At 61.8% G+C, this 22,525-nt stretch carries 17 protein-coding genes; 10 read left to right on the forward strand and 7 right to left on the reverse strand.

The window, feature by feature from the left end; all coding sequences use genetic code 11:
• Positions 1 to 12 precede the first annotated feature (12 nt).
• Positions 13 to 627, forward strand: a complete 615-nt coding sequence (locus AB4O36_RS02585; RefSeq protein WP_460121424.1) for an NAD(P)-dependent oxidoreductase — start codon at positions 13 to 15, stop codon at positions 625 to 627.
• Positions 628 to 782: 155 nt separating this feature from the next.
• Here the strand turns inward: AB4O36_RS02585 and AB4O36_RS02590 are convergent, their stop codons facing one another.
• Positions 783 to 1,646, reverse strand: a complete 864-nt coding sequence (locus tag AB4O36_RS02590) for a LysR substrate-binding domain-containing protein (RefSeq protein WP_460121426.1) — start codon at positions 1,644 to 1,646, stop codon at positions 783 to 785.
• A gap of 159 nt (positions 1,647 to 1,805) precedes the next feature.
• On the opposite strand from AB4O36_RS02590, the gene AB4O36_RS02595 reads away from it, so the two are divergent.
• The 6 genes from AB4O36_RS02595 (at position 1,806) to AB4O36_RS02620 (ending at position 9,338) form a co-directional block, all read left to right on the forward strand.
• On the forward strand, positions 1,806 to 3,443 hold the full coding sequence (locus AB4O36_RS02595) for a 5-guanidino-2-oxopentanoate decarboxylase (RefSeq protein ID WP_460140998.1): 1,638 nt from the start codon (positions 1,806 to 1,808) through the stop codon (positions 3,441 to 3,443).
• Positions 3,440 to 4,888 (forward strand): aldehyde dehydrogenase family protein, encoded by a 1,449-nt coding sequence (locus AB4O36_RS02600; RefSeq protein ID WP_460140999.1) that lies wholly within the window; start codon positions 3,440 to 3,442, stop codon positions 4,886 to 4,888. The genes AB4O36_RS02595 and AB4O36_RS02600 overlap by 4 nt, the downstream gene beginning before the upstream one ends.
• Before the next feature lie 326 nt (positions 4,889 to 5,214).
• A complete protein-coding gene (locus AB4O36_RS02605; protein WP_460121432.1) occupies positions 5,215 to 6,318 on the forward strand; it encodes an extracellular solute-binding protein in 1,104 nt (367 codons plus the stop codon).
• 193 nt (positions 6,319 to 6,511) lie between these two features.
• A complete protein-coding gene (locus AB4O36_RS02610) occupies positions 6,512 to 7,420 on the forward strand; it encodes an ABC transporter permease (protein WP_460141000.1) in 909 nt (302 codons plus the stop codon).
• Positions 7,417 to 8,265, forward strand: coding sequence for an ABC transporter permease (locus tag AB4O36_RS02615; RefSeq protein WP_460141001.1), 849 nt, complete (start codon positions 7,417 to 7,419; stop codon positions 8,263 to 8,265). Before AB4O36_RS02610 ends, AB4O36_RS02615 begins: the two co-directional genes overlap by 4 nt.
• A 17-nt stretch (positions 8,266 to 8,282) precedes the next feature.
• Positions 8,283 to 9,338 (forward strand): ABC transporter ATP-binding protein, encoded by a 1,056-nt coding sequence (locus AB4O36_RS02620; protein ID WP_460121437.1) that lies wholly within the window; start codon positions 8,283 to 8,285, stop codon positions 9,336 to 9,338.
• Between the two features lie 132 nt (positions 9,339 to 9,470).
• Here AB4O36_RS02620 and AB4O36_RS02625 read toward each other — a convergent pair whose 3' ends face one another.
• Positions 9,471 to 10,400 (reverse strand): AraC family transcriptional regulator, encoded by a 930-nt coding sequence (locus tag AB4O36_RS02625; protein ID WP_460121439.1) that lies wholly within the window; start codon positions 10,398 to 10,400, stop codon positions 9,471 to 9,473.
• A 405-nt stretch (positions 10,401 to 10,805) separates the two neighbouring features.
• Between AB4O36_RS02625 and AB4O36_RS02630 the strand changes: the two genes are divergently transcribed.
• Both AB4O36_RS02630 and AB4O36_RS02635 read left to right on the forward strand, forming a co-directional pair.
• Entirely contained in the window at positions 10,806 to 11,159 is a 354-nt protein-coding gene (locus AB4O36_RS02630; RefSeq protein WP_460141002.1) for a putative quinol monooxygenase, read from the forward strand.
• Positions 11,160 to 11,199: 40 nt separating this feature from the next.
• Complete coding sequence (locus tag AB4O36_RS02635) at positions 11,200 to 11,433, forward strand: hypothetical protein (RefSeq protein WP_460121442.1); 234 nt, start codon at positions 11,200 to 11,202, stop codon at positions 11,431 to 11,433.
• Here the strand turns inward: AB4O36_RS02635 and AB4O36_RS02640 are convergent, their stop codons facing one another.
• A complete protein-coding gene (locus AB4O36_RS02640; RefSeq protein WP_460141003.1) occupies positions 11,434 to 12,063 on the reverse strand; it encodes a flavin reductase family protein in 630 nt (209 codons plus the stop codon).
• Positions 12,064 to 12,272: 209 nt separating this feature from the next.
• On the opposite strand from AB4O36_RS02640, the gene AB4O36_RS02645 reads away from it, so the two are divergent.
• A complete protein-coding gene (locus tag AB4O36_RS02645; protein WP_460141004.1) occupies positions 12,273 to 13,028 on the forward strand; it encodes a COG4705 family protein in 756 nt (251 codons plus the stop codon).
• A gap of 79 nt (positions 13,029 to 13,107) precedes the next feature.
• On the opposite strand, the gene AB4O36_RS02650 is transcribed toward AB4O36_RS02645, so the two are convergent.
• The 4 genes from AB4O36_RS02650 to AB4O36_RS02665 all read right to left on the reverse strand — a co-directional run bounded on the left by AB4O36_RS02650 (position 13,108) and on the right by AB4O36_RS02665 (position 22,500).
• A complete protein-coding gene (locus AB4O36_RS02650; RefSeq protein ID WP_460121448.1) occupies positions 13,108 to 14,424 on the reverse strand; it encodes an MFS transporter in 1,317 nt (438 codons plus the stop codon).
• Positions 14,425 to 14,663: 239 nt separating this feature from the next.
• On the reverse strand, positions 14,664 to 15,989 hold the full coding sequence (locus AB4O36_RS02655; protein WP_460121450.1) for a sigma-54-dependent transcriptional regulator: 1,326 nt from the start codon (positions 15,987 to 15,989) through the stop codon (positions 14,664 to 14,666).
• The gene (locus AB4O36_RS02660; RefSeq protein ID WP_460121452.1) at positions 15,983 to 17,749 is read right to left on the reverse strand and encodes an ATP-binding protein; all 1,767 of its coding nucleotides are present in this window, start codon (positions 17,747 to 17,749) and stop codon (positions 15,983 to 15,985) included. Before AB4O36_RS02660 ends, AB4O36_RS02655 begins: the two co-directional genes overlap by 7 nt.
• 65 nt (positions 17,750 to 17,814) lie before the next feature.
• Complete coding sequence (locus AB4O36_RS02665) at positions 17,815 to 22,500, reverse strand: SpvB/TcaC N-terminal domain-containing protein (RefSeq protein WP_460141005.1); 4,686 nt, start codon at positions 22,498 to 22,500, stop codon at positions 17,815 to 17,817.
• Positions 22,501 to 22,525 lie beyond the last annotated feature (25 nt).

A 22,525-nucleotide genomic window follows, 5' to 3' on the forward strand; every position in this document is an offset into this window, starting at 1 on the left:
CTGGAGTACGTCATGAGCAAAATCGCAATCATCGGTGCCACCGGCCGTGCCGGCAGCCAACTTTTGGAAGAAGCCCTGCGTCGTGGTCATCACGTGACGGCCATCGCCCGTAATACGGCCAAGATCGGCGAGCGAGACGGGGTGGTCAGCAAGAATGTCGACGTACTGGATACCCAGGCACTGCAAGCGGCAGTGGCAGGGCATGACGTGGTGATCAGCGCTGCACATTTCGCCACGGTTCCCAGCGCCGCCGTGATCGAACCGGTGAAAAAAGCCGGAGTTAAACGCCTGCTAGTGGTGGGTGGTGCCGGTTCGCTGTTGCTGCCCGGTGGCACCCGGGTGATCGACAGCGAAGGCTTTCCTGCAGAGTACAAGGCCGAGGCGAGTGCCGGTGCGGCGTTCCTCGATGACCTGCGCCGTGAGCAGCAACTGGACTGGACGTTCGTGTCGCCTTCGGCGGAGTTCGTCGAGGGTGAGCGCACTGGCGCGTTTCGCATCGGCAAGGATGATTTGCTGGTCAGCAGTGCCGGTCGAAGCTGGATTACCTTTGCCGATTATGCGATTGCGATGATCGATGAGGTGGAGGCGCCGAAACACGCTCGTCAGCGTTTCACCGTCGGGTATTGATAGAAGCTGAGAGGCTCGCGAGCAGGTGATCACACTCCCCCCTGTGGGAGCGGGCTTGCCCGCGATGGTCGTTAACGATGACGCGGGGAATCAGGTTGCCCTTTGTCGTCTGGACCACCATCGCGGGCAAGCCCGCTCCCACAGGGGCCGCATTTTCAGCGGCTGCGCGCCTGCTCCACCAACCAGGCCATCAACTCGCGCAAAGGCGCCGACGGCGCGGTCTTCTCCGGGAACACCAGGTAGTACGCCAATCCGGTCTTCACCTTCAAGTCAAACGGCATGACCAGCCGCCCTGCGCTCAGGTCATCCCCGATCAGCGACCAGTCGCCGATCGCCACGCCCATGCCCTGGGACGCCGTCGACATTGCCAGATCCAAGGTTTCGAAATGCTGGCCACGAGCATGGCTCAACTTGAGGTTGGCGGCCTGTAACCAGGCATTCCAGTCGCGTTCATCGCGGGTCGGGTGCAGCAGCAGGTGCTGATGCAAATCCGCTGGCGCCTGCAGTGCCGTCTGTGGCGAACAGACCGGCGTCAGTTGCTCGTCGAACAGCAGGCAGGCGTTCAGCATGCTGTCCGGTCGGGCCCCATACATCACCGCGGCATCGAACTGCTCGCGCTGGAAGTCCACGCCGTGCTTGACCGTCGTGGTCAGCGCCACGGGCACATCCGGACGCTCCTTTTGCCACTGCAACAATCGCGGCAACAGCCAGCGCATGACACAGGTCGGCGCCTTGAGTTGCAGGGTTTCACGCTTCTCGCCGATCTGCTCCACGGCCTCATCGATCAGGCCGAAAATCTGTTGTACCCGTGGCAGCCACTCCCGGCCTTCGCTCGTCAGCTCCAGGCCCCTCGCCTGGCGGATGAACAACTCATAACCCAAATGCGCTTCCAGCCCGGCAATTTGCCGACTCACCGCGCCCTGGGTGATGAACAGCTGTTCGGCGGCGCGGGTGAAGTTGCAGCACTGCGCGGTAATCAGAAAAGTGTACAGCGCCGGCAGGGGAGGCAATCGTTTCATCGGGATCCAAGGTATGACGTAAGGACATGGCTGGCATGATTTTTTATCCATTGTTGCGGCAACGTGTCGACCGTTCCAATGAGGCCATCCCTGGACCTGCTCACTCATCATAAACACAGCGCAGGCCCGGCGTCTCAAACGAACAACAAGGGCAAAGACATGGCGACGTGCGGCGAAGTATTGGTCAAGTTACTCGAGGGCTACGGGGTCGAGCAGGTATTCGGCATCCCTGGTGTGCACACCGTCGAGTTGTATCGCGGGCTGGCCCGTTCGAGCATCCATCATGTCACGCCGCGTCATGAGCAGGGCGCCGGGTTCATGGCCGACGGCTACGCCCGCACCAGTGGCAAGCCGGGTGTGTGCTTCATCATCACCGGCCCCGGCATGACCAACATCACCACCGCGATGGGCCAGGCGTACGCCGATTCGATCCCGATGCTGGTGATCTCCAGCGTGCAGACGCGCAACCAGTTGGGCGGCGGTCGCGGCAAGCTTCACGAGCTGCCGAACCAAAGCGCGCTGTGTGGCGGTGTCGCCGCGTTCTCCCACACCCTGATGTCGGCGTCGGAATTGCCCGGGGTGCTGGCCCGTGCCTTCGCCCTGTTCCAGGCCGGCCGGCCACGTCCGGTGCACATTGAAATCCCGCTGGACGTGCTGGTCGAGGACGCCGATGAACTGCTCGCCAGTTTGCCGGTGCACATCGACCGTGCCGGCGCGTCGCCCTGCGCGATCAGCCGCATGACCGACCTGCTGGCCGGTGCCAAACGCCCGTTGATCCTGGCCGGTGGTGGGGCCATCGAGGCCGCTGCCGAGTTGACCGAACTGGCTGAGCTGCTGGACGCGCCGGTTGCGCTGACGATCAACGCCAAGGGCATGCTCGAATCCGCGCATCCGTTGCTGATCGGTTCGACCCAGAGTCTGGTGGCGACCCGCGCCCTGGTGGCCGAAGCCGATGTGGTGCTGGCCATCGGCACCGAGCTGGCCGAGACCGATTACGACGTGACGTTCGCCGGTGGCTTCGAAATTCCCGGCAAGCTGCTGCGTGTCGATATTGACCCCGACCAAACCGTGCGCAATTACCCGCCGCACCTGGCCCTGGTTGCCGATTCGCGGAACGCAGCGCGGGCCTTGCTCAGTGCGCTGTCGCACAAATCCCTGGCCGAGCGCCGCAACGATTGGGGTCAAGTGCGCGCCGCCCGTTTGCGCGAAGAGCTGGCGGCCAACTGGGACGCGCCGACCCTGGCCCAGACGCGCTTCCTGGAAACCGTGATGCATGAGTTGCCGCAGGCCGTGTTCGTCGGCGATTCCACGCAGCCGGTGTACACCGGCAACCTGACCTTCAACCCCGAGCGACCGCGCCGCTGGTTCAACTCGTCCACCGGTTACGGCACCCTTGGTTATGCGTTGCCGGCAGCGATTGGCGCCTGGCTCGGTGGCCGTATTGAGGGCGGTGCACGGCCACCGGTGGTGTGCCTGATTGGCGACGGCGGCCTGCAATTCACCCTGCCTGAACTGGCCAGCGCCGTGGAAGCACGCACCCCGGTGATCGTGCTGCTGTGGAATAACCAGGGCTACGAAGAGATCAAGAAATACATGGTCAACCGTGCCATCGAACCGGTAGGCGTGGACATCTACACCCCGGATTTCATCGGTGTGGCCAGGGCGCTGGGGTGCTCAGCCGAGGCCGTCAACGATGTCGAGAAACTGCGCAGCGCGCTGCGTGCCGCCGCCGATCGCCAGGGGCCGACCCTGATTGAAATCGATCAGGCGCAGTGGATGAAGGCGGTGTCGAAATGAGCTTCCCGACCACACTCGATGGCCTGTACATCGATGGCCAATGGTTCGCCGGCAACGAACACCTGCGGGTGATCAACCCGGCCACCGAGGCGCTGCTGACCACGGTCAATGGCGGTGATGCCCAGGCGGTCGACCACGCGGTGAGAGCCGCCACCGAAGCCTTCAAAAACTGGTCGCAGACCACCGGTGCCGAGCGCGGCGCCATCCTGCGCCGGATCGCGGCTGGCGTGGCGGGCGGTCGTGAGCAATTGATGCACTTGCAGTCGAGCAACAACGGCAAGCCGCAGTTCGAAGCGGCCATCGACGTCGATGACGTGATCGCTACCTTCGAGTACTACGCAGGTTTGGCCGAAGGGCTGGACGCCCGGCAGGACACCACTGTTGAACTGCCGAGCGACGAGTTCAGCGCACGCCTGCGTCGCGAGGCCTGCGGTGTGGTGGGGCTGATCGTGCCGTGGAATTTCCCGATGGTCACCACCGCCTGGAAGCTTGCCCCCGCCTTGGCGGCCGGCTGCTGTGTGGTACTCAAACCCTCCGAAGTCACGCCGCTGCCGGAACTGGAACTGGCTGCGATCATCGCCGAGGCCGGGCTGCCCAAGGGCGTGCTCAACGTGGTCTGCGGCACCGGCCTGGCCGTGGGCGCGCCGCTGACAGCGGACCCGCGCATCGCCAAGGTCTCTTTCACGGGCAGCAATGCGGTGGGCGTGCAGGTCATGCAGCGCGCCGCCGAAACCGTCAAAGGCGTGAGCCTGGAACTGGGTGGTAAATCTTCGTTGCTGGTGCTGGCCGATGCCGATCTTGAACTGGCTGTGGAAGTGGCCTGCGGCGGCGGTTTCTTCAATGCTGGGCAAATGTGTTCCGCCACCAGTCGCGTGCTGGTCGCAGACCCATTATTCGATGAGTTCCTCGCGCGCCTGAAGGCTCGTGCCGAAGCCATTCGCGTGGCTGACCCGTTCGACCCCAACGTGGAAATGGGCGCGTTGGTCAATCAGGCGCAGTACCAGCGGGTGCTCGGGCACATTGATCGCGGCCTGAACGCCGGAGCGCGGTTGGTCTGCGGCGGTAATCGACCGGCGCACCTGTCGCGGGGTTATTTCCTGCAACCGACGGTGTTCACTGACGTGCCGCTGGACAGTGCGTTGTGGTCTGAGGAGATTTTTGGCCCGGTGATCTGCGTGCGTCGCTTCAGTGCCGAGGCCGAGGCGATTGCCCTTGCCAATGACAGCCAATTCGGCTTGGTCGCCAGCGTCGTCACCCGTGATGCCGAGGCGGCGGATCGTGTCGCCAATGCCTTGCAGGCCGGCCTGGTGTGGATCAACGCGCCGCAGGTGATCTTCCCGCAGACCGCCTGGGGTGGCTACAAGCAGAGCAGTATCGGCCGCGAACTGGGGCCGTGGGGGTTGCAGGCGTTCCAGGAGATCAAGCACGTGATTCGCGCTGTGTAAGGGGCATGGTTGCGTGGTGGGCTCCCTGGCCCCTTCGCGGGCAAGCCCGCTCCTACAGCGATGGACGTCAACGATCACGCGGAGCATCAGGCAGTCCGCGTCGACCTTGCGACCATCGCGGGCAAGCCCGCTCCCACAGGAACTCAGGCATGCAATGGCGTCATGGCTTCAATGAGTTTTTATCGATAGTCAGGTGTTTTGCACAACCTCAGGATGACCCCGTCGGCTCAGTCATCGCCCCCAATACAGGGGCTCAGGCGGGCCAGGCGCGCAGATGCAACGGTTGCTACCAATCTCATTCCAACAACAATAAATGGGAGTCCGTAATGGGCGAGCACGATCTGAACAGACGTCAATTCATCAAAACCGTGGGTGTGGCCTCCGTCGCGGCGGCGGCCATGAGTATGCCCTTCATCAAGGCCAGCGCCAGCGACACCCGTTTCCAGGGCAAGACCCTGCGTCTGCTGACCTGGTCCGATGACACTGGCCTGGCCGCGCTGCGCAACATCGCCGCGACCTTCGAAGACAAGTACGGCTGCAAAGTGATCGCCGATCGCACCGGCAGCACCTCGGAAATGGTCGCCAAACTCAAGGCCGGCGGTGATCGTCCGCAATACGACATCATCACCCTGGCCGGCGTCGGTGCCGAGGGGCTGGCCGCTGCCGACCTCCTGGAAAAACCCGACCTCAACCGCATTCCCAACCTGGTCGACGTGCCGGAGAAATACCGCACCGGCGCCAACGGCCACGGCATCGGCTACCTGCTGTGGTGCAACAGCCTGGTCTACAGCACTCGCACCATCAAGGACGCACCGGACAGTTACGCTGCCCTGTGGGACGCCGAGTTGTCGCCCAACATTTTCCTGCCGCCGCCGAACTGGACCGAAGCCATGGACCTGATCATCATCGCCGCCAAATTGGCCGGTGGTGACGAGCACAACATTGAGCCGGGCTTCAAGAAACTCGCCGAGCTCAAGGACCGCGTGGTGACCCTGGGCGAAAACCCCAACCAGATCGCCGAACTGTTCCGTACCGGCTCCCTGGACATGGGGGGGCTCTACGCTCCGGCGTTCTTCCCCAAACAGATCCGCGACCCGAACTATGGGCTGGGCGCCACCTTCGGCATGAAGGAAGGTTTCTACACCGACCTGATGCTTTCGGTCATGCCGAAAAATCGTCCGGGCGATACCGACGTGGCCTACGCCTTCATCAACCACTCCCTCGACCCTTTGGTGCAGGGCAAGATGGCCGAAGACATCTACAACGGCCCGGTCAATGCCAAGGCGATCATCTCCGCCGAGGCGCGCAAGAGCCCGTACATCCTCACGCCGGAGCAGATCGCCGAGAAGGCGATCATGCATGACAACGCCTTCCTGGCCTCCGTGCATGACCAATGGATTCGTCGTTACACGGAAATCTTTTCTTCCTGATCGGGTGGTGAACGCAGGTTTTTCAACCACGGATGAATCCCTGTGGGAGCGGGCTTGCTCGCGAAGAGGCCGTGTCAGTCGACATCCATGTTGAATGTCATACCGCACTCGCGAGCAAGCCCGCTCCCACAGGAGGCCGTTGTGGTTTCAAGTCCTGTGTTCGTCGCTGCTTTCCATTGACGAGACCCTAGCTATGGAACATCAACCTCTGACCCACCCGGTGAGCGCCGTCCCTGAACGTGCCCGGCGTGGAGTTTCGCCGACGGCCCGTGCCTGGTTTTTCCTGTCGCCGTCGATGCTGTTTCTGGGTGTGCTGATTGCCGCGAGCCTTTTGGTGCTGCGCATGAGCGTCGGCACCAAGGGCGCCGAATGGTCCGGGTTCAGCCTGGCCAGTTACGCGCAATTGCTGGAGCCGTATTACCTCAAGTCCCTGCTGCTGACCCTGCGCCTGGCGCTGATCAGTGCAGTGATTGCCGTGGTGCTGGCGATCCCGGTGGCCTACACCATGTCGCGCCTGACTTCGCCGTTTGTGCGGCGCATCTTCCTCGCGGCGGTGCTGTTGCCGTTATTGGTCAATCTGCTGCTGCAAAGCTATGGCTGGCTGGTGATCCTGGGGCCGGGCGGGATGCTCAACCAGACGCTGATGGGCCTGGGCCTGATCAAGCGGCCGATCATGCTGCTGTACAACCAGAATGGCGTGTTGATGGGCCTGGTGCAGACCGCGTTCCCGCTGGCGGTGTTGCCGATTGCCAGTGCCATGCGGGGTGTCGCCCGCAGTTACGAAGAAGCCGCCGCCACCCTCGGCGCCAGTCGCTGGCAAGTGTTCCGCCAGGTGGTGTTGCCGATGAGTCTGCCGGGGATCATTACGGGTGCGACCCTGGTGTTCGCTTACAACGCGAGCAGCTTCGTGGTGCCGTTGCTGCTCGGTGGCCGGCGCGTTCCGATGCTGGCAGTGATGGTGCATGACCAGATCGCCCCGCTGATGAACTGGCCTGCCGCGTCCGCCGCTGGCGTGGTGCTGATCGTCACGACCCTGGCGATCATGACCCTGTCCGAGTTCATCACTGGCCGTCGCCGCCGCCTGCTGGAGGCATCGCAATGAGTGCCCTGATCAAAAAGCGTCAATCGTTGTTGCCGGGCGATACCGGCAAGTTCGCCGGGATCCTCTCGGGCTTCATCCTGCTGCTGGCAGTGCTGCCGATCCTGACCATGATCGTCATGTCTTTCAGCGGTGCGTCGAACCTCGACTTTCCGCCCAGCAGCTACAGCCTGCAATGGTACAAGGCAGCCTGGCACACCTTCGTCTCGCCGGACGCCAGCGATGTGCTGAGCCTTGGTCAGGCCATGGTCACCAGCCTGTTGGTTTCGTGCCTGACCATGATTTTCGCCACGCTGATCGCGGTGCCGGCGGCGTACGCGCTAACCCGTTGTGAATTTCGCGGCAAGGCCGTGGCGCTGCAATTGATGTCATTGCCGCTGGTGTTTCCCATGGTGGTGCTGGGGCTGGCGTTGCTGCTGGTATTCGACAGTCTGCCGTTTCACATGACCACCTCGCGGCTGGTGATTGCCCACGTGATCCTCGCGCTGCCATTCGTGGTGAAAAACTGCACCGCCGCCATGTTGTCCATCGGCAGCGAAGTCGAGGAGGCGGCGCAAATGCTCGGCGCCTCACCGCTGCGGGCAATCATCGACGTGGTGGTGCCGCTGATGAAGTCGGGGATCCTGGCGGGCATGCTGCTGGCGTTCATCGTCTCGTTCAACGAGTTCACCGTCACCTATTTCCTCTACACCATCGACGTGATGACCGTGCCGATCTGGATGTACAGCCGCACCGTTTCTTCGCTGGACCCCACCGTGTTCTCGTTTGCCGTGCTGATCGTGTTGATCGACTTCGTCCTGATCTGGGCGCTCGAAAAACTGGTCGGTGAAGGTGGCGTTTCGTTTTGATTGCTGAGGGAGTGCTTATGTCTGGTTTGATTCTGCAAAACGTCGAGAAACACTACGGTTCGGCCTGCGCGGTCACCGATGTGAACCTGCATCTGCCCGAGGGCAAGTTGGTGTGCTTCCTCGGCCCTTCGGGCTGCGGCAAGACCACCTTGCTGCGCATGATCGCCGGGTTGGAAACCCTGACTGGTGGCGAGATTCGCCTGGATGGCGAAGACATCGGCCACACCCCGGCCCACTTGCGCAACTTCGGCATGGTCTTTCAGTCCCTGGCGCTGTTCCCGCACATGACCGTGGGCGAGAACATCGCTTACCCGCTCAAGCTGCGCGGCGTCGCCAAGGCTGAACAGCAGGCGCGGGTGGTGGAGTTGCTGGAACTGATCCAGCTGCAACCGATGATCAACCGTCCGGTGGCCAAACTGTCCGGCGGACAACGCCAGCGCGTGGCGATTGCCCGGGCGATTGCCTCGCACCCCAAAATCCTCCTGCTCGATGAGCCATTGTCGGCACTGGACGCCAAGCTGCGCGAATCCATGCAGGTGGAAATCCGCCAACTGCAACAACGCCTGAACATCACCACCATCATGGTGACCCACGACCAGCGCGAGGCCATGACCATGGCCGATATTGTCGTCGTGCTGGGCGAGCATCGGGTGCAGCAGGTGGGGACGCCCATCGAGATCTATCGCCATCCGGCCAACGAGTTCGTCGCAGACTTCATTGGCTCGGGCAACATTTTTGCGGCCACGGCGCTGGGTGACGGCAAAGTGAGCCTGCCGGGAGGCGATGCACTGCACGTGCCGATCTGCAGCAGCATCGTGGTGGGGCAGAAGGTCAAGATGCTGATTCGCCCTGAAGACTTGCAACTGTCCGCGCCCCAGGCAACGGCAGGTAACCGCTTGCTCGGCAAGGTGACGTTCGTGCGGGATATCGGTGCGACCATCGAGACCACGGTGGAGTGCTCCGGGGTGTCGTTCACGGCCTTGAGCACACCGTGCCAGGGCATTGGCTTGAGCGTCGGGCATCCGGTGTCGGTGACGTTGCCGGTTGAGGCGTGTCGGGTGCTTGGGGCTTGAACTGGATTTGATGTAGGTCTTGCTGGCCTCATCGCGGGCAAGCCCGCTCCCACAGGGGTAAGGTTTACACCGACCCAATGTGGGAGCGGGCTTGCCCGCGATGAGGCCATCAGCCCTAATGCAAAAGCCGGATCAAACCGACAACCGCAACCGCGCCAAATCCCGTAATGGCGGCGCCCCGAACAACCGGCTGTACTCGCGGCTGAACTGCGAGGGGCTTTCATATCCTACGCGATACCCTGCCGCCGAAGCCTCCAGCCCTTCGGCCAGCATCAACCGGCGCGCTTCCTGCAAGCGCAGTTGCTTCTGATATTGCAGCGGACTCATTGCCGTCATCGCCTTGAAGCGGTGATGCAGCGTCGACACGCTCAGGTTCACTTCCCTGGCCAGGTCATCGATGCGCAGAGGCTGTTCGTAGTTGCCGTTGAGCCATTTGATCGCCTGGCTGATGCGGTGGCTCTGACTGTTCGCGATGGCGATTTCGTACAGCCGATGGCCCTGTGGGCTGCGCAGTAGACGATAGAGGATCTCCCGGCGGATGAGCGGCGCGAGCATGGCGATGTCCTTGGGCGTTTCCAGCAACCGCGCCAGGCGCAGCACGGCGTCGAGCATCGCTGTGTCGATCCGCTCCACATACAGGCCACGGCCGGTAGGGCGGGTGGGTACACCCATGGGGCCGGCGTCGGCGATCAGCGCGGTGATCTCGGCGGGGTCGATGTCCAGGCGAATGGCCAGGATCGGTTCCTCCGAGGTGACGTTTACTACCCGTCCGCTCAACGGCATCGAAACCGACACCACCAGGTAATTCAGCGGGTCGTAGTTGAAAATCTCATCCGACAGCCGCACCTCCTTGCGCCCTTGGGCCATGATGCACAGCGCCGGTTGCGCCAGCACCGAGGCGAAGTCGTGGGACTTGCTGTACCGGGACATGAACAGCGAATCGACCGCAGTCGCGTAGTTGCCATCATCGGTGGTGATGCGACGGATGATATCGGCCAATTCCGCGCGCTGTTTTTCCATGTCGGCGTCCAGCGGGGCTTGAAGGTGATCGAACGATGTCATGCCGGGCATCCTCGCAGCGCGTTGAAAGTCAGCTGAGAATAGATTCGTGCAAGGCGAAGCGGTAGATACATTCTGCGAAATGCTTGCCTGATCCTGCAACGTCACGGCATACACGAAGCCCCTGTAGGAGCGAGCATGCTCGCGATGGAGGCCCGGACATCGCGGGGTGTCAGGTGTCCAGCGTCGTCGTTGACCACCCTCGCGAGCATGCTCGCTCCTACAGAAAACAGTGCGGCACACCGGCTACACGCTTTTACACAGTGTTACAGGTGCCGGATACACCTTCGCAGGAATGTGCAAAAAGCCGGCAGGAATCGACTAACGCGACGGCCCGTGCGCGATTTACCTTTGATCCTGTCGCAGCCCGTCCCACGGCTGCCACCCGAGTACCTGGGAGGGTTGAACATGTCCACACAGAATCCCGTCAGTCATATGGTTCTGGCCCGCGCTCGCGCCGGACGCTCGCCAGAGCTGGGTGCGCGGCTCAGCGCCCTGATCGAGCCGACCCGCAGCGCGCCGGGTTGCCTGAGTTTTTCATTGCAGCATTCGCAGTGCGATCCGGATTTGTGGCTGGTCTGCGGTTTCTGGACGCATCAGTCAGCCATGACGACCTACTTCAATACGCCGGGCATGCAGATTTTTGCCGAACTGGTACAGGAGTTGGTGGTCGATAATCTGGACTTTCATACCTTCAAGGACGTGACCGCCATTCAGGCATCGGGGCAAACTCGGTCCTGGGTACACAAAATGGCGGGTTGAAGGTTTAATGGCGCAACTTCCCACCCGTCAGGACCCCGACATGGCACGTAAAGCCTTTGAAACCTTTGAAGCGGTATCTGCCGTAGTCCCCCGTGAAGGCGGTGGTTACTACGCGGCGATCGCCACCAAACAGATCGGTGGCGCCGGAGCACCGCGCTTCAACAAACTGCTGGAAGATCAGAGCTTCAAGACCGCCATGGAAGCCGACGAAGCAGCGGCCCTGGAGTTGATGCGCCTTAAAGGTGTAGGTGAAGAAGGCGAATTGATCTGGTAGTTACCTGGCCGCGCCTGGGCGGTACATCTTGAACAAAGCCTCAGGCCCCAACTGGAAGTAATCCGCCGGCCCACCCCCGCGCAGAATCGGCTCTGCGGCGGCGGTATCGTACACCCCCTCCTTCAACAGCCACTTGGCAATGTGCACGGCCACCACTTCGCCCAGGATCAGCCAGCTCGGCACGACGTTGCCGTCAGCCCGTTGCAGCTGGATGATCTGCGTGACCTTGCACTCAAACGACACCGGGCTTTCGGCTACCCGTGGCACCTGGATGACTTTCGATGCCACGGGTGTCAGCCCGGACAACGCGAACTCATCGACCTCGGGTCCGACCATGGCGCAGCTCTGGTTCATCTGCTCGGCCAGCGGCCGCGTGGCCAGGTTCCAGGCAAACTCGCCGGTCTGCTCGATGTTGTTCAGGCTGTCTTTGCGTCCGACACTGGAGAATCCAATGATCGGCGGGATGTAGTTGAAGGCGTTGAAAAAACTATAGGGCGCCAGGTTCAGGCGACCTTGGGCATCTTGCGAGGAGATCCAGCCAATGGGGCGTGGACCGACGATGGCGTTGAACGGATCGTGGGGCAGGCCGTGGCCGTTGGCGGGTTCATAGAAGTGGACGTCGTCAGCCATGGCGAGGGTTCCTGAATGCTGTTGCGGGTGGGGAGGGCCATAGTGCAAGGGCCGGGCGGCAATTTCCAGTGTGGCGACTTATTCGCCATATCGGCCTGTGTGACAGTTTTTTCATAAACTCCTCACCGGTTTTTCACCCTGTGGTCTCCACTCTGCGCACCACCAAGCCCAAGCAGCGGCTGATCTGACCCATGGAGCCTCCCGTCCCGATGAATAAACTTCCGCAAATCACCCTGGCGTTCTGGGTGATGAAGATCTGCGCGACTACCCTGGGTGAAACGGCAGGTGACTTGCTGTCGATGACCCTCGACGTCGGCTATGCCATGAGTTCGCTCATCCTCATCAGCGTGTTCGTGCTCACGCTGGTCACGCAACTGCTGTCGAAGACCTACAAGCCAGTGCTGTACTGGATGGTGATTCTGTCGACCAGCACGGCGGGCACCACGATGTCCGACTTCATGGACCGCACCCTCGGCCTGGGCTATGCCACGGGGTCGATGATTCTCATCGCGATCCTGATCGGGATTTTTGCGGCGTGGCGTTTGAGCGGCGATTCGCTGAACGTCAGCAAGGTCCAGACCTTTCGCGGGGAAATGTTCTACTGGATGGCGATTCTGTTTTCCAACACCTTGGGCACGGCGCTCGGTGATTACCTGGCTGACGATTCGGGCCTGGGTTTTGCCGGTGGCGCACTGTTGATCGGCTCCACCATTGCGCTGGTGGTGCTGCTCAAATACTTCACGAAGATTTCGTCGGTGCTGTTGTTCTGGGTGGCGTTCGTGCTGACCCGACCGTTTGGTGCGACCTTGGGCGATTTCCTGACCAAACCCCATGAAAAGGGTGGCCTGGATTTTGGCACCATCGGTTCGTCGCTGGTACTGGCGGGGATTTTGGTGGTGATGATTGCGGGTGCTTCGATGGCGCAAAAGCGCTATGGCCGGCAGCAGGTTGCTGAGTTGTCCTGACCATTTATCGCGAGCAAGCTCGCTCCTACAGGTACGCCGATCAAACTGTAGGAGCGAGCTTGCTCGCGAGGAGGGTCTATCAGTCCGTCACAATCCGCGAATGCTTGCGGGTGTCTTTCATGGTGATGTACACCAACAACGACACGGCAATACACGCGGTCACGTACCAGTAGTAGCCGGTTTCCATGCCGATGCTCTTGAACCACAGCGCGACGTATTCAGCGGTGCCGCCGAAGATCGATACGGTCAGTGCGTACGGCAGGCCGACGCCCAGGGCGCGGATTTCGGTCGGGAACAGTTCGGCCTTCACCACAGCGTTGATCGAGGTGTAGCCGCTGACGATGATCAGCGCCGCCATGATCAGGAAGAACGCGCCCCACCAGGTCTGGATGGTGTGCAGGGTCATCAGGATCGGTACGGTGAAGATCGTGCCCAGTACGCCGAAGGCGATCAGGATCGGGCGACGACCGATCTTGTCCGACAGGCCGCCGATGATCGGTTGCAGGCACATGAACAGGAACAGGGTGGCGGCAGAAATGGTGGTGGAGTCGGAGATGCTCATGCCGACGGTGTTCACCAGGTATTTCTGCATGTAGGTGGTGTAGGTGTAGAACGCCAGCGTACCGCCCATGGTCAGGCCGACCACGGTCAGCAGTTCCTTGGGGTGACGCATCAAGGTGCGCATCGCGCTTTCCTTGGCCTTGTCTTTCTTGACGAAGGACTCGGTCTCTTCCATGCCACGACGCAGGTACAGCGCAACCACGGCACATAGCGCGCCGATGGCGAACGGGATACGCCAGCCCCAGGCGTACAGCTCTTCGGTGGTCAGGAAGTTCTGCAGCACGATCAGTACGGCCAAAGCGATGAGCTGGCCGGAGATCAGCGTCACGTACTGGAAGCTGGAGAAGAATCCGCGACGCTCCTTGGTCGCCATTTCGCTCAGGTACGTTGCGGAGGTGCCGTACTCGCCACCGACCGACAGGCCCTGCAACAGACGGGCGAAGACCAGCAGGATCGGCGCGCCGATGCCGATGGTTTCATAACCCGGGCTCAGGGCGATCAGCAGAGAACCGAAGCACATCAGGTAAACCGAGGCCATCAGTGCGCGTTTACGTCCGGCGCGGTCGGCGTAGAGGCCCATCAGCCAGCCACCGATTGGACGCATCAAAAAGCCCACGGCGAAGATCGCGGCGGTGTTGAGCAGTTGTGCGGTGGTGTCGCCCTTGGGGAAGAAGGTCTTGGCGAAGTACAGCGAGAAGGCGGCATAGACGTACCAGTCGTACCACTCGACCATGTTGCCGACCGAGCCGCTGAAGATCGATTTGATCCGGCTGGCAGTCGTTTTGGGAGCGGCCACGGCAGCCGACCCAAGGGGCAGGGTGTTGGAGTTATCCATTGAAGGATCCTTCGTTTAATTGTTTTTAGAGAGGCGTGTTTAAACGCAGCCTGGGAGGGCTATAGCAGGAGGTGTGCCAAGGGGTGGAGGCCCGGTTTAGAAGGGGCGCGGGAATGGAGTGAGCGGAAATCCGCTTATGGGAGAGATGAGGTGAGCGGAATATTGCTTATGCCTGGAGGTTTGCCGTTGTTTGTACTGGCCTCTTCGCGGGCTTGCCCGCGATGAGGCCGTTATAGTCGCTACAAAAACATCTCCCGGCTCAATCCATGCCGCTGCATCTTTTCATTGAAGGTCCGACGCGGCAGTTGCAGTTCTTCCAGTACTGCTTTCACATCGCCCTTGTGCCGGGTCAGCGCGGCACGCAGGCATTGCGCCTCGAACGCCTCCTGCTGCGCCGCCAGCGATTGGCCGGCCTCGATACCCACCGGCTCCGGTTCGCCCAACCCCAGCACCTGACGCTCGGCGACATTCGCCAGTTCGCGTACGTTACCTGGCCAGTCGTGGCTCAGCAGGCGGCTCAGTTGCGGCCCGCTCAAGGGCGCAACGCTGCGCCCGAGCCGCTCGGCGGCATGGCGCGCGAAGGACTCGTACAGCAGGGGAATGTCCTCGCGGCGATCACGCAAGGGGGGCAGGCGCAACTCGGCAACGTTCAGTCGATAGGCCAGGTCTTCGCGGAATCGCCCGGCTCGCGCCTCCTCCAGCAGATCGGGCTTGGTGGCGGCGATGATGCGCAGGTCCACGCGAATGCTCTGGTTCGAGCCCAGGCGTTCGAGCTTCTGCTCCTGCAACACCCGCAACAATTTCACCTGCTGGGCCAGCGGCATGCTTTCGATTTCGTCGAGGAACAAGGTGCCTCCATCGGCATATTCGAGCTTGCCGATGCGCTTGCCCTGGGCGCCGGTAAAGGCGCCGCTTTCATGGCCGAACAACTCGGCCTCGAACAATTGCTCGGGGATCGCCGCACAATTGAGCGCCACGAACGGCCGCTCGGCGCGTGGCCCGAAGTCATGCAGGCAGCGGGCGACCAGTTCCTTGCCGCTACCGGTCTCACCCCGGATCAACACGTTCACCGGCAGCGTCGCCAGGTCCAGCACTTGCTGGCGCAGGGTCTGCAAACCACGGGACACGCCCAGCAACGTTGCATCGAGTTTGGCCCGGTTGTCCGCCTGCTCGTGCAATGCACGGTTTTCCAGAACCAGCCGGCGCTTATCCAGAGCGCGGCGCAGGCTACCGAGCAGGGTTTCCGGGCTGAAGGGTTTCTCCAGGAAGTCGTAGGCGCCATCGCGCATGGCATCGACCGCCATCGGCACGTCGCCGTGGCCAGTCAGCAGGATCACCGGCAGGTCGGCATCGCGACGCTGGAGTTCGGCCAGCAGTTCCAGGCCGCTCATGCCGGGCATGCGCACGTCGCTGAGGATCACTCCGGGAAAATGCCGCGGCAGTTGTGCCAGGCAATCTTCGGCGCGGCTGAACAGTTGCACCTCGAAGCCGGACAGGCTCAGCCATTGTTCGACGGCACTGCGAATGCTGCCTTCGTCGTCGACCACCATCACTGAATTCAACATGCGCCTGGGGCCTCCGGATCGATGGGCAGGGTGACGGTGAAGACCGCGCCGTTGGCGTGATTGGCCGCACTCAGGCGTCCGCCCGATTCATGAACGATAGCGAAGGATACGGCCAGACCGATGCCCAGGCCATCGCCCACCGGCTTGGTGGTGAAGAAGGGGTCGAAGACCTTGACCAGGTTTTCCTCGGCGATGCCGCTGCCGTTGTCGATGACGCTCAGGCACCATAACTGCTCGTCGGCTTCGAGGCGGATTTCCAGGCGTTTGCAGGGGGTATCGTGCATCGCGTCCAGGGCATTGCGCAGCAGGTTGATCAACACCTGTTCCAGGCGGATCGCATCGCCGCGCACCCATGCCGGCCGGGTCAGGTGCAGCACGGTGCTGACCTGTTCATCGCGCAGGCGGGTGTCGAGCAGGTGCAGCGACTGGTCGACCACTGCCGCCAGGTCCAGACGTTCGCGCAAGCCGCTGGGGCTTTTGCGGGCGAAGGTCTTCAAATGACCCGTGAGGGCGGCCATGCGCGTGAGCATGTCATCCACGGGTTTTAACGCCTTGTAGGCGTCATCGACGCGGCCGTGGTCGAGCAGCAGGCGCAAGGTCGCCAATTGCATGCGTTGCGCGGTCAGCGGCTGATTGATTTCATGGGCCAGCGCCGCCGACATCTGCCCCAGCGCCGCCAGCTTGGCCGATTGCACCAGGCCGTCCTGAGCGGTACGCAGGTCGCGAGTGCGTTCTTCCACCAGACGCTCGAGTTCCTCGCGACTGCGCTGGCGCATTTTGGCCAGGCGCCAGCGTTGATAGAGGAACAACAGCAGAAATACCAGCGTCAGCCACAGGCCGGCAGCGGCCAGCGCGGCGTTGCGCGTGTCTTCGAAGGCCACCTGCGGGCGCCGCAGCAGGTGCAGGGTCCAGCCCTCCGCGCTCAACGGCAGGGACTCCCACAAGTAGTCGGCCTTGCCGTTCGGACCCTGCACCTGCGCCAGCACACTGTTGTCGTCGAAATGGCGCAGGGTGTGATAGTCCAACTGGGTCAGCGGCTGCTTGTCGTACTGGCGAGTGCTCTTGAGTTCGGCCTGGTCGCTGTCGCTCAGCGGCTTCAGCAGGCGATAGCGCCAGCCCGGCTGGTTGGCGATGAATACGATCCCGCGCGCGTCGCTGACCAGCAGCGTGTCGGTGCCCTGGCGCCATTCACGCTCCAGTTCGGGAAACTCCAGCTTGACCACCATCGCCCCGAGGAACCGGCCATCGTCATCGGTGACGGCACTGGACAGGAAATAACCGGGAATGCCACTGGTCACCCCCACCGCATAAAACCGCCCGGTGCCCTGGGTGCGGGTCTGCATGAAATAGGGGCGAAAGCCGTAGTTGTGGCCGACGTAACTGCTCGGCAGGCGCCAGTTGCTCGCCGCCACGGCCAGCCCGGTGTGGTCCAGCAGTTCCAGGGTCGAGGATTGCGCCGCGCCGTTGATCTGCTCCAGTTTACGGTTCAGCGCGTCCTGCAATTGAGGCGTCACCGGCCCCCTGAGCGCCGAGCGCAGTTCCGGGTCGAGCGCCAAAACTGCGGGCAGGGTGCGATAGCGTTCGATCAGGGTGTGCAGGGAGTTGGCGTACAGGCCCAGCTGCTGATTGGCGCGCGCGGCGTCCTCGACCAGCGCCGCACGTTCGGCCTGGCGCATGGCGAGGGTGGCGGCGAGGATGGTGCCGGCGATGATCAGCAAGGTATAGAGCGTCAAACGCAGGGCACGGTTAATCGGGATCATGGGACGCGAGTCGAGCCGGTTGATGGGAGGCGCAAGATAGCATGCGGGCTATCGGGCGCCATTGATCATCGTCCGGGTCGAGCGTTCAGACCGCTCCCGTCTGGATCAATGCAACGTCCAGGGGTTTTTCCTTTTTCCGCCGGTGGTGGATCGAAGTTGTCGTTCTCATCGAACGCGGCGGTGTACCAGGTGCGATAGCACATTTCACGCCGCAAGGGTTTGAGCTCGGCATTCGGGCCCTGGGGCATTTTTTTTGCCAGGATGGTCTCCGTTGGCCGTCCGAGGGGGTCGTAGAACTGTCTGTCGTGATACTGGACCTCGCGTAACGATACGTCCTTGACCCAGCGGGAACTGTCGGCGAAATAGGGGCGGTAGATCCGCACCGGCAAACCCTTGTTGTTGAACTCCTGGCGCGCGCTGACCCGAAAGCGCCGGGCCGCTTCGGCCTCTTCTGGCGTACCGTCGGCCTTGAGTTTCAAGGTGCCGTCGGGGAGTACCACCCAGGCTTTGCCGGGTTCTACTTCCTGCTTGGTCTGCAGTTCGCGATCAAAACCGTCGTGATGGGTGATCGTTATGCGCACCTGCTTGTCAGGATCCTTTGGGTAACGATCGGCCAGGAACACTGCCCCGTGCCTGGGTTGGCGCGTGGCAGTGTCGACATACTGCTTGAGCAACTGTTCGTGGGCGCTCGGCGTTTCCAGCTCCAACACATGCTGACGGGCCCGATCACACAGGTGCCCGCTGGGCAGAATGAAGCCGGCGGCCAACGCCCAGTCGAACCATGGTCCTTGCAGCGGCTGGGTCTCCGGAACACGGCCCATCCAGGCGAACAGATCGGTGAACAGCGCCGAGGCATAGTTGCCGATGGCCTCGTCGGGGTTTTCGATGGCGTGCGCCGGGCTTTGATCTTCTGGCGGTACATAGTCTTCCAGTGGATCGAAGCCCACGGGTTGACCCAGTTCGGTGCCGAAAAAACTGGTGACCTTTACATCACCAAAGGCGTTGTAGCTTGCTTGCTGGGCGTTCTGATTGGGATCGATGATGGTTTTGGGCAGAAAGGTGTAGTAGTCGACGTCTTTGATCCGGGTGATGCAACCGTCGGGCAACTCGACCGACTCGTGCACGCAGTCGTAAGCGTCTTGCGTGACCTTGGTAATGCCGTGGCTCCGGGTCTGCTGGAAATAGTCGACGTTGTGGAAACGCCCCTTGTCGAGGTAATGCATGAACCCCCGGTGGATTGACCACAGGTAGTTCTTCGCGTCGCTCGGGTCCTCCGGCGGCGGTTGGTCAACCTCGGGCAGGAACGGGTCCATGATGTGGTAGCCCACTTCGCGGGATTCGAGCTTCTCCTTGAGGTTGAACGGCATGTTGCCGTTTTCATCCTTGAGTTTGTCGTAGGCGCCGAGGGCTTTTCTGTCCAGCTCGGCAATCTCCACGTACCCGGGCAGCGCCTCGACAGTCGCCACGCCCTTGGGCAGCGTCTCATTGGTCGCCGGGTCGACGTAAAATTGCATGGACATACCCGCCAGTTCCGCTCGCCTCGCCCAGTCGCCGTTTTCGTCGGTCTGTGAGACGAAATGCTCGTGGTGGATGTTTTCGGGGATCAACTCAGCCTTTTCGAGTACCAGGGCATTCACGCGCTCGCGAAAGTGCAGAGCCAGCCGATAGGGCATTCCCGATTTCCAGTTCGCCTCGTCATACACGTGGATGAGTTCGGCTTTGGTTTCGGTTAGGTAATGGTACTGCTGAGCTTCATCGTGAGCGTCGCGCCAATAGCGGTTTTCATGCTCGTCGGCGAAAGGCGGATTTTCCGGGGTTGTGCGGCGCGCGTAATACACCACGCAAGCGTGCAGTACGTTGCCGTACGGGTCCCATCCCAGGTTCAGTTGATGCTCACAGCGGGGGTCATCCGGCAGTTGGGGTTCGTACTGGTAGCTGATCGACTCCAGTCCCATCGCTTGCAGCACTGAATAAGGATTGTGTTCACCTTTTGCGCGCAGCAGGCGCACTTGCAAACGGTTTTCCGTGACCCCATAGGGCACCCGTGGATGGTCAGCCGCGAACACTTCCGTGCGTCGGACCGAGCCGCTGAGCGTGCGGGCAATTTCGCGGGCCGTTTCCTCGTCCGGCTCGAAGGGTTCCGCCGCCCGGTCGCGGGTGTGGTAGCGCTCCAACCGAGTGGGTTTGAGGTCCACGGCTTTGCCGTCGCCGCAGTAATAGCCGTCCCTTGGTGGGTCGATGAACTCGCCCGTGTGATACCAGGTCTTGCTCAGGACCGGCGCGGTGAAGCCTTCGGCCGCCCGTTGCGCCGGGGTCCCTTCGGTGTCGGTCTGTAGCACCAGGCCAAAGCCACGGAATTCGCGCTCGATGGGGTCGTAGTAACCGTGGCGATAGCTCAAGACCTGCGACAATTGAGTGCCAGTGATTTCATCGAGTTGGGTCTGTTGTTTGACCAGGTGCAGGGCGAAGGGCAATTTGGAAATGACGATTTTTTTCGGGTCGACTTGATGCTGCTCGAATTCATCGTCCAGTTGTTCCTGCGCTGAACTGCGATAGCGGATCGTGCTGGCAGCCCCCATGTTGTTATTGCTGCGATTGATGAGGTACGGCTTGGCGCGGACAAAGTCATAACGCCAGTGGCGTGGCGACATGTGCGGGACGGTCAGGACGATGCTGGTGCACCCCAACCCGAGCAAATCAGCGGTAGTCACCTGGCAGAAGCGGTCGTAACGGACGCCTTCCGGCCAGGGGATATCAACGGACTCGGTGGCAAAGCCCTTGCCGGCGTGGTTCATGAACACGCGCATGCAGCCGGATTCCAGGTAGATCAGGTCAGCGGCCCCTGAGCCATCCACGTCCGCGATCAGCACACGCGAGGCATTGAACGCGTTGTAATCAAATGTGGGTGATTGCAGCACAACCGGTTGGCCGAAGCGCCCATGCCCGAGGTTGGGCCAGCATTGCAGCGAGTTGCACCGCAGGCGAAACAGGTGCTGTTTGCCGCTGCCCAATAAATCACCAAACCCCACCACCTCCGTTTCCCAGTTGTCGCCAGGTTGCGGCAGTGCAAGGTCGCCCTGGTGCGGCACATCCCGGGCGCTGGTAAACCCTTTGTCCTGGCCCAGGTTGGTGTACAGGCGCACGCTGTTGTTGCCGATCATCGCCACGTGCGTGCGGCCATCACCGACCAGGTCGACCATCTGTGCCTTGGGATGGAAGAACTCGGCAGGGAAGGATTTATAGGGCACGAACTGGGACCATTCCCGCTCCGGGGTCATGGAGATAAAACCGTTCATGCTCGGGGAGTTATAGCCAAACTCCAGGCTGCCATCACCGTTCAGATCGCTGAGTGTCTGCCTGATGGGTTTACGGCTGTCTCCCACCGGGATCGAGGGCAGCGCCTTGAAGTCGCCGTACCGCACCTCATCACTGCCGGCTTCTTTCCGGAGGGGCTCGCTGAAATGCCAGGCCTTGTCGTCGCGGTACAGAACACCCGGTATGCCCTTGTTGTACAAATCGACCAACTGATAGCGCTGACCGTCGTTGAGCCCCGGCATCTCGGGAAAAGCCTGCCAACCGGGCTGGCGATCCGGGTTGGCCTCGAAGGGGGCGTAACGAAATTCCATGGGCGGCCGGCTTTCCACGTTGCCGAAGCTGTCGTACGCCTGGAAATGGGCGGCCACCAGTTGGCTGTAGTCGAGGTCGGTCTCCTGGTGCGACAGGAATAGCCGTCTCACCAGAAACGGATGAGCCTGTACCTCTGGAAAATGGTGGAACATCAATACCTGACGGCAAAGACGGCGGGTGTGCAACTCAAAACCATAGTCATAGTGTGTGAACGGATCGGCGCGCACTGTCCACTCGCCATATTGATCCCCCGGCTGCGAATAGGGAGGGCCATAAACCGGTTGTTTCGTCAGGTCGTGTTCGCGTTCGCCGTAGTCGAACAGCAGGTGAAACAGGAAATGCACATCGGCCCAGCCCTCGGGCTTCAACGAATACAGTTCCGGTTCGGCCTTGGCGTTGCCGTACAGCACCCGATGCAGGTAGCGCTGGGAGCGGAAGTCACGTCCCTGGTTGTCTTCGGGGCCACCGGTGTCCGCTTTGTACTCGCAGACAATGTGCTGACCGTATACGTCCCTCTGCTCCTCGAACATCCACACTCCGGTGCGATCGACTGCCGTTGGCTGGCCATCGTCCCGGGGCTCGGCCCGGCGCGCGTTCAGTGACTTGCCATAGATACGGGTGCTGCCATCGGCACTCTGGATCTTGAAGAACCCGCCAACATCCTCGTCATTGAACCAGCGCTCGACCTTGGCGAAGGCACCTTCATCGCGCGCTTGATAGCGCAGCACCTGGTAAGCGGTGGTACCGATCTTGTCGGTGCTGACGACGATCTCGCCGTCCGCCCCCAGCTCCGGCATCAGCACCTCACCGCCGGGGCCGACCATGACGTCCCGGTTCTTTTCGTAGACCGGCACGCCCTTGCTGGTGCGCACGGTGATGGCGTCAACGGAGAAATGCCAGCCCATGCCGGCCATGCCGCTGCCCACCTGGCTGCTATAGCTCAAGCCGATACGCGGCACCAGGCTTCGATTGGGGGCGGCGGAAATCGGCAGCGGCAAGGACATCTCGGCAGAACCGTTGGGCCCCGCCGGCGACCAGCTGCCGAAACTGGCAATGGCGCCGCCCATTTTCGGCTGGGCGGGGACGGCAATGTTGATCGTGCCTTTAGGGTCTTCTGTGGCCATTTGCATTTCCACCTGACAAGGACGC

Source organism: Pseudomonas sp. S2_E01, assembly GCF_054668365.1.

What these genes read in the sequence shown, in the direction of transcription:
- AB4O36_RS02585 (WP_460121424.1), top strand. Translation starts at nt 13, where the DNA reads ATGAGCAAAATCGCAATCATCGGTGCCACCGGCCGTGCCGGCAGCCAA.
- AB4O36_RS02590 (WP_460121426.1), bottom strand. Translation starts at nt 1,646, where the DNA reads ATGAAACGATTGCCTCCCCTGCCGGCGCTGTACACTTTTCTGATTACC.
- AB4O36_RS02595 (WP_460140998.1), top strand. Translation starts at nt 1,806, where the DNA reads ATGGCGACGTGCGGCGAAGTATTGGTCAAGTTACTCGAGGGCTACGGG.
- AB4O36_RS02600 (WP_460140999.1), top strand. Translation starts at nt 3,440, where the DNA reads ATGAGCTTCCCGACCACACTCGATGGCCTGTACATCGATGGCCAATGG.
- AB4O36_RS02605 (WP_460121432.1), top strand. Translation starts at nt 5,215, where the DNA reads ATGGGCGAGCACGATCTGAACAGACGTCAATTCATCAAAACCGTGGGT.
- AB4O36_RS02610 (WP_460141000.1), top strand. Translation starts at nt 6,512, where the DNA reads ATGGAACATCAACCTCTGACCCACCCGGTGAGCGCCGTCCCTGAACGT.
- AB4O36_RS02615 (WP_460141001.1), top strand. Translation starts at nt 7,417, where the DNA reads ATGAGTGCCCTGATCAAAAAGCGTCAATCGTTGTTGCCGGGCGATACC.
- AB4O36_RS02620 (WP_460121437.1), top strand. Translation starts at nt 8,283, where the DNA reads ATGTCTGGTTTGATTCTGCAAAACGTCGAGAAACACTACGGTTCGGCC.
- AB4O36_RS02625 (WP_460121439.1), bottom strand. Translation starts at nt 10,400, where the DNA reads ATGACATCGTTCGATCACCTTCAAGCCCCGCTGGACGCCGACATGGAA.
- AB4O36_RS02630 (WP_460141002.1), top strand. Translation starts at nt 10,806, where the DNA reads ATGTCCACACAGAATCCCGTCAGTCATATGGTTCTGGCCCGCGCTCGC.
- AB4O36_RS02635 (WP_460121442.1), top strand. Translation starts at nt 11,200, where the DNA reads ATGGCACGTAAAGCCTTTGAAACCTTTGAAGCGGTATCTGCCGTAGTC.
- AB4O36_RS02640 (WP_460141003.1), bottom strand. Translation starts at nt 12,063, where the DNA reads ATGGCTGACGACGTCCACTTCTATGAACCCGCCAACGGCCACGGCCTG.
- AB4O36_RS02645 (WP_460141004.1), top strand. Translation starts at nt 12,273, where the DNA reads ATGAATAAACTTCCGCAAATCACCCTGGCGTTCTGGGTGATGAAGATC.
- AB4O36_RS02650 (WP_460121448.1), bottom strand. Translation starts at nt 14,424, where the DNA reads ATGGATAACTCCAACACCCTGCCCCTTGGGTCGGCTGCCGTGGCCGCT.
- AB4O36_RS02655 (WP_460121450.1), bottom strand. Translation starts at nt 15,989, where the DNA reads ATGTTGAATTCAGTGATGGTGGTCGACGACGAAGGCAGCATTCGCAGT.
- AB4O36_RS02660 (WP_460121452.1), bottom strand. Translation starts at nt 17,749, where the DNA reads ATGATCCCGATTAACCGTGCCCTGCGTTTGACGCTCTATACCTTGCTG.
- AB4O36_RS02665 (WP_460141005.1), bottom strand. Translation starts at nt 22,500, where the DNA reads ATGGCCACAGAAGACCCTAAAGGCACGATCAACATTGCCGTCCCCGCC.